General features: G+C 73.0%; 11 protein-coding genes and 1 pseudogene. 11 read left to right on the top strand and 1 reads right to left on the bottom strand.

Translation table 11 applies throughout. The features are described from left to right. Nucleotides 1-243 precede the first annotated feature (243 nt). The 11 genes and pseudogenes from ACZ38L_RS13285 to ACZ38L_RS13235 all read left to right on the top strand — a co-directional run. Nucleotides 244-1,845, top strand: a pseudogene (locus ACZ38L_RS13285) (AMP-binding protein); the annotation flags it as partial. Nucleotides 1,846-1,893: 48 nt separating this feature from the next. After that, nucleotides 1,894-2,289, top strand: coding sequence for an acyl-CoA thioesterase (locus ACZ38L_RS13280; RefSeq protein WP_465692351.1), 396 nt, complete (start codon nucleotides 1,894-1,896; stop codon nucleotides 2,287-2,289). A 28-nt stretch (nucleotides 2,290-2,317) separates the two neighbouring features. Continuing rightward, nucleotides 2,318-4,684, top strand: a complete 2,367-nt coding sequence (locus ACZ38L_RS13275) for an oxidoreductase (RefSeq protein ID WP_465692257.1) — start codon at nucleotides 2,318-2,320, stop codon at nucleotides 4,682-4,684. Nucleotides 4,685-4,709: 25 nt separating this feature from the next. Next, nucleotides 4,710-5,681 (top strand): carbon-nitrogen hydrolase family protein, encoded by a 972-nt coding sequence (locus tag ACZ38L_RS13270; RefSeq protein WP_465692256.1) that lies wholly within the window; start codon nucleotides 4,710-4,712, stop codon nucleotides 5,679-5,681. Beyond that, complete coding sequence (locus ACZ38L_RS13265; RefSeq protein ID WP_465692254.1) at nucleotides 5,678-6,790, top strand: cupin domain-containing protein; 1,113 nt, start codon at nucleotides 5,678-5,680, stop codon at nucleotides 6,788-6,790. Before ACZ38L_RS13270 ends, ACZ38L_RS13265 begins: the two co-directional genes overlap by 4 nt. 10 nt (nucleotides 6,791-6,800) lie before the next feature. Beyond that, entirely contained in the window at nucleotides 6,801-7,697 is an 897-nt protein-coding gene (locus ACZ38L_RS13260; RefSeq protein ID WP_465692252.1) for a fumarylacetoacetate hydrolase family protein, read from the top strand. Between the two features lie 74 nt (nucleotides 7,698-7,771). Further along, complete coding sequence (locus ACZ38L_RS13255) at nucleotides 7,772-8,494, top strand: maleate cis-trans isomerase family protein (protein WP_465692349.1); 723 nt, start codon at nucleotides 7,772-7,774, stop codon at nucleotides 8,492-8,494. 37 nt (nucleotides 8,495-8,531) lie between these two features. After that, nucleotides 8,532-9,368, top strand: coding sequence for a PaaX family transcriptional regulator (locus ACZ38L_RS13250; RefSeq protein WP_465692250.1), 837 nt, complete (start codon nucleotides 8,532-8,534; stop codon nucleotides 9,366-9,368). Continuing rightward, complete coding sequence (locus ACZ38L_RS13245) at nucleotides 9,368-10,981, top strand: amidohydrolase (RefSeq protein ID WP_465692248.1); 1,614 nt, start codon at nucleotides 9,368-9,370, stop codon at nucleotides 10,979-10,981. Before ACZ38L_RS13250 ends, ACZ38L_RS13245 begins: the two co-directional genes overlap by 1 nt. 187 nt (nucleotides 10,982-11,168) lie before the next feature. Continuing rightward, nucleotides 11,169-11,789 carry a hypothetical protein gene (locus ACZ38L_RS13240; RefSeq protein WP_465692246.1) on the top strand — a complete coding sequence of 207 codons (621 nt, stop codon included), beginning with the start codon at nucleotides 11,169-11,171 and terminating at the stop codon, nucleotides 11,787-11,789. Between the two features lie 380 nt (nucleotides 11,790-12,169). Then, nucleotides 12,170-14,020: a flavin monoamine oxidase family protein gene (locus ACZ38L_RS13235; RefSeq protein WP_465692244.1), complete on the top strand. Its 1,851-nt coding sequence runs from the start codon at nucleotides 12,170-12,172 to the stop codon at nucleotides 14,018-14,020. A 176-nt stretch (nucleotides 14,021-14,196) separates the two neighbouring features. Here the strand turns inward: ACZ38L_RS13235 and ACZ38L_RS13230 are convergent, their stop codons facing one another. Next, entirely contained in the window at nucleotides 14,197-15,336 is a 1,140-nt protein-coding gene (locus ACZ38L_RS13230; protein ID WP_465692347.1) for a thiamine pyrophosphate-dependent enzyme, read from the bottom strand. Nucleotides 15,337-15,436 lie beyond the last annotated feature (100 nt).

Raw genomic sequence — 15,436 nt, 5'->3', positions numbered from 1 at the left:
CCCGCGTCTCCACGGGCACGGCCGACCGGGTGCGGCAACGGCTGACCGGGGCCAGCGGAACGGGATGCCGGGGGCGTACCGGCGCGATCCGGGTCACCGGCTGCCCGCTGGACGGTGGTGCGCGCGGCGCCTGAGTGGTGGGGAACCGTCAGATTTATATCGCTCTCTTGACCGGCGTCACGGCCACGCCATACTTGCCTTGTCCCCGCACGCTCCCCCGCTCGCCCGATGGAGGTGCCGCCGATGGAGCTCTCCCCTTCCGCGCACGTGGACACGTTCTGTCGCGACCACCTTCCACCCTCCGATCAGTGGCCAGAACTACTCTGCGATTTGCCCGAGTTGGCCTATCCGGACCGACTCAACTGCGCGCAGGCGCTGCTGGACGACACCATCGCGCGGTTCGGCCCCGACCGGCGAGCGCTGCTCAGCCCGAGCGAGGAGTGGAGCTACCGCGAACTGCGGGACCGCGCCGACCGGGTGGCCCGGGTGCTGACCGAGGACCTCGCCCTGCTGCCCGGCAACCGGGTGCTGCTGCGCGGGCCCAACACCCCCTGGCTGGTGGCCTGTTGGCTGGGCGTGCTGAAAGCCGGCGGGGTGGTGGTGACCACCATGGCACTGCTGCGTTCGCCCGAGCTGACCACGATCCACGAGATCAGCGCGCCCGTCGTCGCCCTCTGCGACCACCGCTGGACCGACGAGCTGCTGCGAGCCGAAACCCCGGGCCTGACCGTGGTCGGCTACGGCGGCCCGGGGGCCCAGGACCTGACGGCACGCTGCGCCGCGAAGCCGGCCGGCGGCTTCACCACCGTGCCCACCGCCGCCGACGACGTCGCGCTGATCGCCTTCACCTCCGGCACCACCGGCCGGCCCAAGGCCACCCTGCACTTCCACCGGGACGTCCTGGCCATCGCCGACACCTTCTCCCGGCACGTGCTGCGCCCGACCCCCGACGACCTGTTCACCGGCACGCCCCCGCTGGCCTTCACCTTCGGCCTGGGCGGGCTGGTGGTCTTCCCGCTGCGGGCCGGCGCCGCCACACTGCTGCTGGAGCAGGCCTCGCCGGAGCAGCTCGCCGAGGAGGTGGCGCGGCACCGGGCGAGCGTGCTGTTCACCGCGCCGACCGCCTACCGGGCCCTGCTGGCAGCCCACTTGACCGACCGACTGGGCTCGCTGCGGCGGTGCGTGTCGGCCGGGGAACACCTGCCGGCGACGGTCTGGGAGGCCTTCCACGCGGCGACCGGGCTACGGCTGATCGACGGCATCGGCGCCACCGAACTGCTGCACGTCTTCATATCCGCGGCCGACGCCGACATCCGCCCGGGCGCCACCGGCCGTCCGGTCCCCGGCTACCGGGCCGCGGTACTGGACGAGGAGGGCACGCCGGTTCCGGACGGGACGCCCGGGCGGCTGGCGGTGAAGGGCCCGACCGGCTGCCGCTACCTGCGCGACGAGCGCCAGCCGGGCTATGTGCGCGACGGATGGAACCTCACCGGGGACACCTACGTCCGCGACCCGGACGGCTACTTCTGGTACCAGGCGCGCACCGACGACATGATCGTCTCAGCCGGCTACAACATCGCCGGGCCCGAGGTCGAGCGGGTGCTGGCCGAGCACCCGACGGTGGCGGACTGCGCGGTCACCGGGGCACCGGACGAGCGGCGCGGGACCGTCGTCAAGGCCTACGTGGTGCCGCGCGAGGGCGCGCCGACCGGGCCGGCGGCAGTACGCGAACTGCAGGAGTTCGTCAAGCGGACCATCGCGCCGTACAAGTACCCGCGCGCCGTCGAGTTCGTCCCGGCCCTGCCACGCACCACCACCGGCAAGCTGCACCGCGGCGAGCTCCGTCGCTGGGCCCGACTCCCCCTCGGGCGACCCGAGTTGGCCAGCGTCTCGGTGGAGCGGCGGGTGGAGTGGTCGGACACCGACGCGGCCGGTCACTACCACTTCTCGGCGGTGCAGCGCTGGGCCGAGGCGGCGGAGTCGGTACTGCTGCGCCGGCTCGGGCTGGCCGACCTGTTCGGGCGCATCCCCCGGGTGCGCTTCGAGGCCGACTACCGCGAGCGGCTCTGGTTCGGCGACCCGGTGCGGATCGAGCTGCGGGTGGCGCGGGTGGGCACCTCCTCGCTGCAGTACTCCTTCGACGTGCACGGGCCGACCGGCATCGCCGCCAGCGGCCGGATGACGGTGGTGCACGCGGCCCCGCGCGAGCCGGGCTCGGTGCCCTGGCCCGAGCCGGTGCACCGGGCGCTGGCGGAGTCCGGTCCGCAGGCCGCCGAATCCTACCGCTGATCCCCATCCCACCACCCCGGAGGGCACCATGCGCGTTGCCGTGATCGGAGCCGGGCCCGGCGGACTGTACTTCGCCGCGCTGGCCAAACAGCTCTTCCCGCACGCGGAGATCACCCTGTGGGAACGTGACGCGCGCGAGGACACGTCCGGCTTCGGGGTGGTCTTCTCGGACGAGACGCTGGACGGTGTCGCGCAGGCCGACCCGGTCGTCTTCGCCGCGCTGTCCGGTGAGTTCGCGCGCTGGAGCGACATCGACGTGCACGTGGCGGGCCGACTGCGGACCTGCGGCGGCCACGGGTTCGCCGCGCTGGACCGCAACCGGCTGCGGCGGATCCTGCAACAGCGCTGCGAGCAGCTGGCGGTGGACGTGCGCTACCGCACTCCGGCCCCGCCGGTCGCCCAACTGGCCGCCGGGCACGACCTGGTGGTGGCCGCCGACGGGGTGCGCTCCGGCACCCGGGCGGCCTACCCGGACGCCTTCGGGACCGAGCTGGACGAGCGCCACTGCCGCTACATGTGGCTGGCCACCGACCGGGTCTTCGAGGCCTTCACCTTCGTCGTGGCCGAGCACGACTTCGGCGTCCTGCAGGTGCACGCCTACCCCTACAGCGACCGGCGCTCGACCTTCATCGTGGAGATCGGCGAACAGGCCTGGCGCCGCGCGGGCTTCGAGGCCCTGGCCGCCCGCGCGCCGGGGCACGGGGGGAGTGACTGGGCGAGCGTGCGGCGGTGCGAGGAGCTGCTCGCCGAGCACCTGGCGGGCCACCGGTTGATCCCGAACGCCTCCCGGTGGATCCGCTTCACCACCGTGCGCAACGCCGCCTGGCGGCACCGGAACGTGGTACTGCTCGGGGACGCGGCGCACACCGCGCACTTCTCGATCGGCTCGGGCACCAAGCTGGCCCTGGAGGACGCCCTGGCGCTGGCCGCCGCGTTGCGCGAACAGCCCACGGTGGATGAGGCGTTGGCCTGCTACGAGGCCGAGCGGCGGCCGGTGGTGGAGTCCACCCAGCGGGCCGCGCAGGCCAGCCTGGAGTGGTTCGAGACCATCGGGCGCCGCTCGGGCGAGGACGTCGACCGGTTCGCCTTCGACCTGCTCACCCGCAGCCGCCGGGTCACCTACGGCAGCCTGCGGGCCCGGGACGCCGGCTTCGTGGACGCGGTGGACACGGCGTTCGGCGGGTCGGCCGGCGTGCCACCGATGTTCCGCCCGCTGCGGCTGGGCCGGCTCACCCTGCGCAACCGGGTGGTGGTGCCGCCGATGGCCACCTTCACCGCCGTCGACGGCCTGCCCAGCGCCTTCGACCGGGCCCAGCTGACCGCCCAGGCACTGGGCGGCGCCGCGCTGGTGCTGGCCGGGATGACCGCCGTCAGCCCCGAGGGGCGGGCCACCCCGAGCTGTCCGGGGCTCTGGACGGACGGCCAGGAGGCGGCCTGGCGTGAGCTGGTGGCGACGGTGCGCCAGGTGAGCGACACCCCGCTGGGCATCCAACTGACCCACGCCGGGCGCCGGGCGGCCACCGCCCCGCCGGGGCCGGACGGGATCGGCCGCCCGCTCACCGCGGCCGAGGGCGGCTGGCCCACCCTGGCCGCCTCGGCACTGCCCTGGGACGCGGCGAGCCCCGCGCCCCGTGCGGCCACCGGCGCCGAGCTGGCCGCCGTCACCGCGGCCTTCGGCCAGGCGGCGGCACGCGCCGCCCGGGCCGGATTCGACGTGCTGGAGCTCCAGTTCGGCCACGGCCACTTCATCTCCGGCTTCCTCTCTCCGCTCACCAACCGGCGCACCGACGGCTACGGCGGTCCGCTCACCCACCGGCTGCGGCTGCCGGTCGAGGTGCTGGCGGCGGTACGCGCCGCCTGGCCGGCCGACCGGCCGCTGCTGGTGCGGATCTCGGCGAGCGACTGGGCGCCGGGCGGCACCACCGAGGCCGAGGCGGTGACGATCTGCCGAGCGCTGGGCAAGGCGGGCGCGGACGCGGTGGACGTCTCCACCGGCGAGGTGGTCGCCCACCAGCGCCCACCGTACGGGCGTGGTTACCAGACGCCGCTGGCCGAGCTGATCCGGCGCGCCACCGGTCTGCCGACCATCGCGGTCGGCGCGATCTCCACCCACGACGACGTCAACTCGGTGCTGCTGGCCGGGCGGGCCGACCTGGTCGCGGTCGGCCGCGCCCAGTTGCACGACCCGCTGTGGACCCTGCACGCGGCCGCCGAGCAGGGCTACACCGGTCCGGCCGCGCCCTGGCCGCCCGCCTGGCGGGCCGGCAGCCGCCGGCCGCCCGGCCCGGGCGCCGACCGCGTCCCGCCGCGCCTGCGGCTGCTGCGCGAGGCCGCCGCGCCGGTCCACCGCCGCTGGCTGCCGGCACCGCCGCTGACCGCCCCCGCGACCCGCTGACCCGCGCCCCGCGCCGGAGGACCCGATGCCGTACCTGCCCCGTTTCACCGCCGCCGCCGTCCAGGCCGCCCCGGTCTACCTGGACGCGGACGCCACCGTCGACAAGGCCGTCGCCCTGATCGAGGAGGCGGCCGGGCACGGCGCCTCGCTGGTGGTCTTCCCCGAGGTCTTCGTGCCCGGCTACCCGTACTGGAACTGGACGATGAACCCGGTCCAGGGCTCGCCCTGGTTCGAACGGCTCTACCGCAGCGCCGTCGACGTCCCCGGCCCCCAGGTGGCGACCCTCCGCGAGGCGGCCCGCCGCACGGGGGTGGTGCTGGTGATCGGGGTCAACGAGCGCGGCGCGCACAGCCTCGGGATGCTCCACAACACCCTGCTGGTCATCGGCGACGACGGCGAACTGCTCGGTGTGCACCGCAAGTTGGTCCCGACCTGGGCCGAGAAGCTGACCTGGACCGGTGGTGACGGCAGCTCGCTGCGGGTGCACCGGACCGCGATCGGCCCGCTCGGCGCGCTGGCCTGCGGCGAGAACACCAACACGCTGGCCCGCTTCACCCTGCTCGCCCAGGGCGAACTGGTGCACGCGGCGAGCTACATCGCCCTTCCGGTGGCCCCCGCCGACTACGACATGGCGGAGGCGATCGCGGTGCGCACGGCCGCCCACTGCTTCGAGGGCAAGCTCTTCTCGGTGGTCGCCTGCTCCACCGTCTCGCCCGAGATGGTCGACCTGATCGCCGGCGAGGACCCCGAGGTGCGCAAGCAACTGGCTCGCCCACACAGCGCGTTGTCCGGCATCTTCGGTCCCGACGGCCGCCCGGTCGGCGAACCGCTGGTGGACGAGGAGGGCATCGTGTACGCCGAGATCGACCTCGGCCGCTGCATCCAGCCCAAGCAGATGCACGACATCATCGGCCACTACAACCGCTTCGACGTCTTCCAGCTCCAGGTCGACAACCGTCCGCGCACCCCCGTGGTGTTCTTCGAGGAGGAAGCTTGAACGACCACGACGACACCCAGGCCGGCCGGGCCCGGGTCACCGACAGCCTCGAACTCCTCGCCTACTACGACGAGTTGGCCAAGGTGGAGGCCGGTGCCCTGTGGACCGTGGCGAACGAGATCGAGCCCTGGTACCCGCGGCCCCGCTCGGTACCGGTGCTGTGGCGCTACGCGGACCTGCGCCCGCTGGTGCGCAAGGCGCTGCCCCTGGTCAACGCCGACGACGCCGGCCGGCGGGTGGTGATGCTGGTCAACCCCGGCCGCCGGGAGCTGAGCGCCGCCGTCGGCCTGCTCTACACCGGCCTGCAGATCATGGGCCCCGGCGAGGCGATGACCGCCCACCGCCACCAGGCCGCCGCCCTGCGCTTCGTGCACGAGGGCCACGGCGCGTGGACCATCGTGGACGGCCAGAAACTCGCCGTCGGCCCGCGGGACTTCGCCATCACCCCCAACAACACCTGGCACGAGCACGGCAACGAGGGCACCGACGCCCCGGTCATCTGGCAGGACGGCCTGGACATCCCGCTGGTCAACGCGCTGGACGCGAACTTCTACCAGGTCCACCCCGAACTCCACCAGCGGCCGGGCACGGTGGTGAACTCCTCGCTGCTCAGCTACGGCGGCAACCTGCTCCCCTACGGGATGGAGAAGTGGACCCGCCCCTACTCGCCGCTGCTCGGCTGGCCCTGGGAGCCCAGCTACCACGCGCTCGGCCGGCTGGCCGGGGCGCGCGAGGGCTCCCCGTACGACGGCGTGATCATGGAGTACACCGATCCGGTCACCGGTGGCTCGGTGATGCCCACCATGAGCGCCCACCTCCAGCTGCTGCGCCCGGGCCAGGCCACCCTCGCCCACCGCCACACCGGCTCAGTGGTCTACACCGCCGCCAAGGGCCGCGGCGTGAGCGTCATCGCCGGGCGCCGGTTCGCCTGGCAGGAAGGCGACATCTTCTGCGTCCCGTCCTGGGCCTGGCACGAGCACGAGAACCTCGACGCCTCCGAGGACGCCGTCCTCTTCTCCTTCAACGACTTCCCGGTGATGCGCTCGCTCGGCCTGCACCGGGAGGAGGCCTACCCGGACAACGGCGGCCGCCAGCCGATCCTCCCGTAAGGAGCCCTCGATGGACCTGATCACCTACTCCCCCACCGCCGCCGACGCCCCCCGCCTGGGCGCCCGGCTCGGCGACCGGGTCGCCGACCTGGGGGCGCTGGCGGCCCGGGCCGGCGTGGCGCTGCCGGGCGATCTGCTCGCCCTGATCCGGGCCGGGCAGCCGGCCCTGGAGCGCGCCCGCGCCCTGCTGGGCCGAGTCGACCGCCAGGCACTGCCGCCGCTCGCCGACGTGGTGCTGCACGCCCCGCTGCGCCCCGGCAAGATCGTCGGCGTCGGCCTCAACTACGTGGAACACGTCGCCGAGTCGCACCGCACCCTGGACACCGCGCGCGAACTGCCGGACCGCCCGGTGCTGTTCGGCAAGCCCGCCACCGCCGTCACGGGCCCCGGCCAGCCGATCCTGCACAACGCCGACCTCACCAAGCAGCTCGACTGGGAGTGCGAACTGGCCGTGGTCATCGGCCGCCCCGCCGTCCGGGTCGCCGAGGCCGACGCCTGGCAGCACGTCTTCGGCTACAGCATCGTCAACGACATCAGCGCCCGTGACCAGCGCCGCTCGGGCCAGTGGTTCTTCTCCAAGGGTCAGGACTCCTACGCCCCGTTCGGCCCGGCCGTGGTCACCGCCGACGAGATCCCCGACCCGCAGAACCTCGGGCTGTCCCTGACCGTCAACGGCGAGACCAAGCAGAACTCCAACACCCGCCACATGCTCTTCTCGATCGCCCGTCTGATCGCCGACATCTCCTCGGGTGTCACGCTCGAGGCGGGCGACGTGATCGCCACCGGCTCCCCCTCGGGGGTGGGCGCCGGCCAGGTGCCCCCGCAGTTCCTGCAGCCCGGCGACCTGGTCGAGGCCACCATCGAGCGGATCGGCACCCTGACCAACCCGGTCGTGGACGCCCGCTGAGGGCCCGGCAGAAGGAGCATCGCACCGTGTCCAGCTACCGGATCGGTCAGATCGTCCCGAGCTCGAACGTCACCATGGAGACCGAGATCCCGGCCATCCTGCGCGCCCGGGAGGCCGTCGCCCCGGAGCGCTTCACCTTCCACTCCAGCCGGATGCGGATGACCAGGGTCACCCCCGAGCAACTGCGCGCGATGGACGCCGAGTCCGACCGCTGCGCCGTCGAGCTGTCGGACGCGCGGATGGACGTGCTCGGCTACGCCTGCCTGGTGGCCGTGATGAGCACCGGCCCGGGCTACCACCGCGCCGCCGAGCAGCGCCTGCACACCCGGACCGTGGAGAACGGCGCGCCCGCGCCCGTCGTCACCAGTGCCGGCGCCCTGGTGGCCGGCCTGCACACGCTGGGTGCCCGGAAGGTCGCCCTGGTGGCGCCCTACCTGCGCCCGCTGACCCGCACGGTCGCCGACTACCTCACCCACGAGGGCATCGAGGTGGTGGACTTCGCCGCCCTGGAGATCGCCGACAACCTGGCGGTGGCCGCCCACGACCCGGCCCGGTTGCCCGCCATCGCCAAGGGCCTGGCGCACGCGGACGCCGACGCCGTGGTGCTCTCCGCCTGCGTCCAGCTCCCCTCCCTGAGCGCCGTCGAGGAGGCCGAGCAGCTACTCGGCAAGCCGGTGGTCTCGGCCGCCGTCTGCACCGCCCACCAGCTGCTGCGCGCCCTGGACCTGCCCGCGTACGCCCCGGGCGCGGGCCACCTGCTCTCCGGCGCCTACGCCACCCCCGCCCCGCCGGTATGATCACCGCGACCGACCGGGGACGGGGAGGAGCGTGCGGATGCCGGAGGGCACACCTCGGCCCAGCTCCCTGATCCACACCGTCTACGGCGAGTTCGTGCGCCGCCTGGGCGGCTGGATCTCAATCGCCGACCTGGTCGCCCTGATGGCCGAGCTGGACGTGGACGGCCCCGCCGTCCGCTCGGCCATCTCGCGGCTGAAGAAGGCCGACACGCTGCGCCAGGAGCGGCGGCCAGCCATCGGCTACCGGCTGAGCCCGGCGATGACACCGGTCTTCGAGGAGGGGGACCGGCGGATCTTCCACAGCCTGGAGCCGGCCGAGCTGGCCGACGGCTGGGTCGTCGCGGTCTTCTCGGTGCCCGAGTCGGAGCGCGCCCACCGCCACCAGCTGCGCTCCCGGCTGTCCTGGCTCGGCTTCGGCAACGCCGCGCCGGGCGTCTGGCTGGCCCCGGCCCGGCTGCTGCCGGACGCCCGGCGGCTGCTGGAGCGGCTGGGTCTGAGCTCCTACGTCCACCTCTTCCTCTCCGACTACGCGGGCTTCGCCGAACTGCGCGAGGCGGTCAGCTCCTGGTGGGACTTCCCGGCGATCGAGGCCCAGTACGCCGAGTTCTCCAACGCCTGGGCCCCGGTGGCCGAGAAGCTCCGGCAGCTGGACGCCGTCGAGCCGGCGCACGCCTTCCGCGCCTACGTACCGATGCTCACCCAGTGGCGCCGGCTGCCGTACCTGGACCCGGGCCTGCCCGCGCCGCTGCTGCCGGCGGAGTGGAACGCGGTGGCGGCCCGGGCCGTCTTCGCGGAGTTGCACGACCTGCTCGCCGTGCCCAGCATGCGCCACGTCGAGCGGCTGACCGGCCTGTCGCACCCCAAGGAGCCGTGATGACCCAAGCCCATCTGTTGATCCGAGCCGGCGCGGTGCGCACCCTGGACCCGGCGCAGGGAGTGCGGCGGGCACTGGCCGTCACCGGCGAGCGGATCAGCGCCCTCTCCGCGGACGCCGACGGCCTGGACCACCTGATCGGCCCGGGCACCGAGGTGCTGGACGCACCCGGCGCCACCGTACTGCCCGCCTTCGACGACACCCACACCCACCTGATCCTGGCCGGGCACAGCGTCCACGACGTGCCGGTCCACCGGGCCCGGACCCTCGCCGAGTTCCTGGAACTGATCCGCGAGCGCGCCGCCCGCACGCCCGCCGGTGCATGGATCCGCACCACGATCAACTGGCAGGAGGCCAACCTCGCCGAGCAGCGGCTGCCCACCGCCGAGGAGCTGTCAGCGGCCGCCCCCGACCACCCGGTGCTGGTCAAGCGCGGCGCCTACAACGTGGTGCTCAACTCCCTCGCGCTGCGGCTGGCCGGGATCACCGCCGAGACGCCCGACCCGCCCGGCGGGGTGATCGAACGCGACGCGCACGGCCGGCTGACCGGCCGGCTGGTCAACGCGGCGATCGCGCTCGCCGAGAGGCTGCTGCCGCCCCCGGCCCTCGCGGAGCGGATCGCGGGCCTGCACGCGGCCTCCCAGGACTACGCGGCCACCGGGATCGGCACGGTCCGCGACTGCGCGGTGCCGGTCGATGACCTGGAGGTGCTGCGCGCGGCACGGGACGCCGGCGCGCTCGACGTCCGGGTCCGGGCGCTGGTCTCGGCGATCGGCCTGACCTCGGTGCCGGAGGTCGAGCAGCTGCTCGACCGGATGGAACCCTGGCGGGCCGGCCCGACCGACGAGTGGCTGCGGGTCTGGGGCGTCAAGTTCGGCATCGACGGCGGCATCGAGGCGGGTGCGCTGGAGGAGCCGTACGCGGACCGGCCTTGCTACCACGGCACCCTGCACTGGGACCCCGACACGCTGGCCGAGGCGATCGACCGGGTGGTGGCGCGCGGCTGGCGGGTGGGCGTGCACGCCTGGGGCGACCGGGGCCTGCGCACCCTGCTGGACGTCTACACCAAGGTCCTCGGGAGCCACCCGGGTCTGGAACCGGGGACGCTGGTGGTCGAACACGGCGGGCTGGCCACCGCCGAGCAGCGGGCCCGGGCGATCGCGCTCGGCGTGCCGGTCACCGTCCAGCACCCGCTGCTGCACGACGCCGCCACCGCGCAGATCCGCGCCTGGGGTGCCGACCGGGTGGGCGCGCTCTTCCCGCTGCGGGAGTGGATCGACGAGGGCGCGCTGCTCGCGGCCGGCTCGGACTTCCCGGTCGGCCCGTACGGCGCGATGACCTCGGTCTGGGGCATGACGACCCGCCAGACGGTGGCCGGCCCGCAGGGCGCGCAGCACGCGATCACCCGGGCGGAGGCGGTCGCCCTGCACACCGGCAACGCGGCCCGACTGCTCGGGGAGAGCACGCGGCGCGGCAGCCTGCGGGTGGGCGCCCTGGCCGACCTGACGCTCTGGCCGACCGACCCGCTGACCTGCCCGGAGCGGGAGCTGGCCGCGTTGCGCCCGCTCCGCACGGTGCTGGGCGGACGGACCGTGTACCCGGCGAGGGCCTGAGCGGAAGTCGGTCGAGGCTGGTCAGCGCGCCGTACGGCCCGAGCGGTCCGCCGTCTCCACGCCGATCCTGCGGAAAGTCGGAAGCCCCGCCAACCGGGCGGGACTTCCGACCCAGTCCGGAATGGTGCCAGGACAACAGTGCGGTGTGCCCGAACACTGTTGACCCCGGAACCAGACAGGAGAGGCCATGGACAGCGACCCCGCCCCCCGAGGAACCCGCGAAACGACATCCGTCGAGATGGGCGCCCACGGCCCTGGCGCTCAGCCGGGCGTCATCGGCATCGCGCTCGCCGCCGTGCTGACGGCCGCGCTCGCGAACGGTTCCTGGCAGTGGTTCGCCACCTACGTCGGAGTGACACTCCTCGCGGTGGTCTTCTCCTTCTACCGCCTGCCGACCTGGACGCCTGGTCTCCAGTCGGCGTACGCGCGGAACCTGGCGGCGTATTCGCTCGTCGTCGGCCTGTGCGTCGCGATCACACTGGCTCCCCTGATGCAGCGCTGGGCATGGTTGTTCCCGATGCCGGGCACCCGCAGCGGGTGTCGGGAGCTGGGCAGGTACCAGAGCATCCAGACGGAGGCCGCGCTGGCGAACCTCGCCGGTCGCGACGGTGCCGCCCTGGCCTACGCACAGGCCAGCCACAGCCATGAGGCCGTTGCCGACTGCCTGTCAGCGACGACGACCAGGTGGCTGCCGCTGTACGGCATCGGGGCGGCCCTGCTGGTGGCCCTGGGCGCATGGACCATCGACCGGGCTCGGGTGAGGAGGGAGTCGGCCGTGGCCGCCCCGAGCCCCCGTCGTCAGGGCTGAGCGCGGAGCGGCCCGCCCTGAAGATCTCCGGGTAGCCGCCAGCGGGATCATGTCCCTGGAGCGCGCCGGCGTCCCCTCGGGGTGCGGCCGCCAGGTGACCGTGGTTGTCCAGCGTGCCCAGGACGAAGCCGTGGCGGAGCAGGCGCTCCGGCTCGACCGCGAGCACCTCGCACGGGTGCCGCCCTCACGAACCCATGTCCGGGGTGAAGCGGTGACCCGGCACGGGCGCACGTCGCCCGTCGCCCACCAGCGGGCGTGCGGCTCGAGATCGGTCAGTGGTGTCACCCCGTCCGGATGAACGGCCTCGGCTTCTCGTGTCCCTGATCGTTCCTGGGAGTTGCGTCGGGTGTTGCCCTTTGTCCCCCTGTTCGGGAGTTCTTGTGGATCAGCACCTCAGCCAGCAGCCCGTGCCCGTCGTCAACCACGCCGGGGTCTCTCGGCGCGGCCTGGTCGGCTCGGCGGTCGGCGGCGTCGCGGTGGCCGCCGCGACTGGACTCGTCGGCCGTGCGGTCGCCGCCCCCGCCCCCGCCCCCGCCGTCGGCCTCCCGCCGAGTGCGGGCGGCGGGGGTGGTGCCGATGAGGCGCAGGGCCGGGATCTGGCCCGGAAGATGCTGTTGGTCGGCGATGACGAGCAGGAGGACCTCAAGCTGTCCTATCTGCGGATCCTGATCGACGAGAAGCTGCCGCCGCGCGCACCGCGCAAGAAGGTGCTGGTCGTGGGCGCGGGCGTGGCCGGTCTTACGGCCGCTCACCTGCTCAAGCAGGCCGGGCACGAGGTGGTGGTGATCGAGGCGAACGGCAGCCGGGTGGGCGGTCGGGTCAAGACCTTCCGTGGAATCTTCGCCGATCCGGGCCTGCACGCCGAGGCGGGCGCGATGCGTTTGCCCGACTTCCACCCGTTGGTGCTGGCGCTGGCCGACAAGCTCGGCCTGGGTCGCCGACTGTTCTACAACGCCGACGTGGCGCCGCGCGCCGTGACCACCGGCGCGGTGCCGCCGGTGGTCTACCGCTCGTTCACCGGCGAGACCTGGAGCAACGGCGAGGACAGCGGTTCCTTCCGCGCGCCGACCGCCAGCCTGCGCACCAGGATCGCCGTCAACGGCGCCCAGACCACCCGCGCCGCCTACGCCAAGTCCCCGCGTCCGGTCAACGCCACCTTCGGCACCACCCTCGACACCACCACCACGGACGCCGTCACCAAGGCCTTCGCGGACGTCACCGTCCCGAACGGCCCGATCACCGACCAGCTCGCCGCCTGGTCCAAGATCTTCCAGCGCTACGACGGCTACTCCACGCACCGCTACCTGGTCGAGGAGGCCGGCTGGGAACTCGCCAGGATCCAGGCCGTCGGCACCCTGGAGAACATGACCTCCCGGCTGCACTACTCCCTGATCCCCACCCTGATCGACCACGCCGTGATCAGCCCCACCAACCGCTACTGGGAACTGGACGGCGGCATCGACGTCCTGACCGAGGCACTGGCGAACAAGCTCCGCAACGAGCTGCGCCTGGGCCGCCGGATGACCCGCCTGGTGCAGACGGACACCGGGGTGCGGATCGAGACCACCGCCGAGAGCGGCACCGAGGAGTCCTGCGACGGCGCCCCGACCGAACCGCTGGAGACCTTCGAGGGCGACTACGCGATCATCACCATCCCGTTCAGCGCCCTGCGGTTCTGCTCGATCGAACCGCTGATGTCCTACCAGAAGCGCCGGGCCGTCAACGAGCTGCACTACGACTCGGCGACCAAGGTCCTCCTGGAGTTCAAGAGCCGCTTCTGGGAGATCGGACCGAACGGCTTCACCGGCGGCGGCTGCGTCTCCGACAGCGCCAGCCGCTTCACCTACTTCCCCTCCCACTCCCCGACCGACTCACCCGGCGGTGTCGTGCTGGCCTCCTACACCTGGTCCGACGACGCCATGCGCTGGGACTCGCTCACCCCCGGCGAGCGCTACGCGTTCGCCCTGAACGACATGGAGAAGCTCTTCGGGCCCAAGGTCCGGACCGAGTTCACCGGCGCGGGCGCCACCCAGTCCTGGGCCCGCGCCCGCTACGCACTCGGCGAGGCCGTCATCTTCACCCCCGGCCAGCTGCACGAGCTACACCCCGCCACCCGTACGGTGGAAGGCCGGGTCCACTTCGCCGGCGAGCACACCAGCCTCAAGCCCGCCTGGATCGAAGGGGCCCTGGAGTCCGCGGTCCGCGCGTTCCTCGAGGTGCACCCCCGCTGACCAGGTCAGGCCGCTGACACTACAGCGCTCGACGCCGGCCTTGATCACCACACGATCGGGCCGGCTCCTGGCGCGGGTGCCAGGAGCCGGCGGCCCGGCCGATCCCGCCGAGCGCCACGGGTGACCCGGCACCTTCTCGCGGCCTGGAGCACCACTCACCAGGCCGCTCGACCGCGTCACGTCGAGTAGAGCGTCCCGATGTTCTCGTGCATCCGGTTGGCCAGCGGCGGGGCGGTGTAGGTGTCGGTCATCACCTCGATGTAGCAGCCCGTTGTCGCCCGTTGGGCAGCCTCCATGGCCTGGTCGAGTTCGGCGCAGGAGGACACGCGCGCGGTGAACCAGCCCTCGCAGCCCAAGGCCCTCGGCAACTCCGAGTATCGCCAGTTCGCCAGATCGTTGTACTCGATGTCGGGGCGCCTGCTCAGCAGACGCTCGATCAGGTAGCCGTTGTTGTTGAGCACGAACACCACGGGGCGCAGCCCGTACCGGCCGAACTGGCTGATCTCCTGGGCGGTCAGCTGGTGGGATCCCTCACCGGTGATCAGCACCACTCGTCGGTCGCTGCCGGCGGCGACGGCTGCCCCCACGGCGGCCGGGGTCGCCCAGCCGATCGATCCCCACAACGTCTGGTTCTGGAAGGCGGCCCCGGGGGGCAGTTTGGCGAAGGCCATGCCCATCGAAGAGGTTCCGGTCTCCGCGACGAGGATGTCGTTCGGCCTGAGGAAGTTCTCCCACCGGGGATACAGGCTGTCCGCGGTGATGGTGTCGTCCCCGCTGCCTGCGGCCGGCCCCAACCGTGTCACCTCGAAGGAGGGGCGTGGCCACTGCCTTCTGGGCAGCTTCCGCGCCAGCGCGTTGAGCAGGTCCCTCATCTCCACGCTCTGGTAGGTCATGCCGTCGACCCGCACGTGGTGGTGACGGATGTCGATCGTCCTGGCCGGATCCAGGTGGGCGGTGAAGGCGCCGGTGTTGAAGTCGGTCATCAGCGTCCCGACGAGCACGACCGCGTCGCTGTCCTCGACGAAGCGACGGACCTCCTCGTTCATCAACTTGCCGTCGTACATGCCGACATAAGCGGCCTGGTCCTCGTCCAGCACACCCTTGTCGGCCATCATGGTCGCGAAGGGCAGTCCAGTGGCGTCGAGCAGGTGTTGCAACTCTCGACCGAGGCCGGAGCGAGCGGTGAGCACACCGGGGAGCACGCACGCGCTCCTGGCCCGGCCCAGCGTCTCGGTGACCGCTTGCACCGCCGCCTCCAACTGCGCGGGGTCACTCACCGGTGCGGGCAACTCCTGAGCCTGGCTTACTACCGGCATGTCGGCCAGATCGCCGGGGAACGCCATGTAGACCGGGCGGCGATGGTAGAGGGCCGCGGCGATCAGCCGCTCGGTCTCGGCCGCGACGTTCTGCGGAGTC

The sequence above is a fragment of the Kitasatospora sp. NPDC024654 genome (assembly GCF_055559155.1).
Note: the sequence above shows the minus strand (reverse complement) of the source record. Positions and strands in the feature narration are given on the sequence as shown.

Bases quoted from the DNA above. Each gene is read 5' to 3' on its own strand.
- ACZ38L_RS13275 (WP_465692257.1), top strand. From the start codon at position 2,318: ATGCGCGTTGCCGTGATCGGAGCCGGGCCCGGCGGACTGTACTTCGCC.
- ACZ38L_RS13270 (WP_465692256.1), top strand. From the start codon at position 4,710: ATGCCGTACCTGCCCCGTTTCACCGCCGCCGCCGTCCAGGCCGCCCCG.
- ACZ38L_RS13260 (WP_465692252.1), top strand. From the start codon at position 6,801: ATGGACCTGATCACCTACTCCCCCACCGCCGCCGACGCCCCCCGCCTG.
- ACZ38L_RS13255 (WP_465692349.1), top strand. From the start codon at position 7,772: ATGGAGACCGAGATCCCGGCCATCCTGCGCGCCCGGGAGGCCGTCGCC.
- ACZ38L_RS13250 (WP_465692250.1), top strand. From the start codon at position 8,532: ATGCCGGAGGGCACACCTCGGCCCAGCTCCCTGATCCACACCGTCTAC.
- ACZ38L_RS13245 (WP_465692248.1), top strand. From the start codon at position 9,368: ATGACCCAAGCCCATCTGTTGATCCGAGCCGGCGCGGTGCGCACCCTG.
- ACZ38L_RS13240 (WP_465692246.1), top strand. From the start codon at position 11,169: ATGGACAGCGACCCCGCCCCCCGAGGAACCCGCGAAACGACATCCGTC.
- ACZ38L_RS13230 (WP_465692347.1), bottom strand. From the start codon at position 15,336: ATGCCGGTAGTAAGCCAGGCTCAGGAGTTGCCCGCACCGGTGAGTGAC.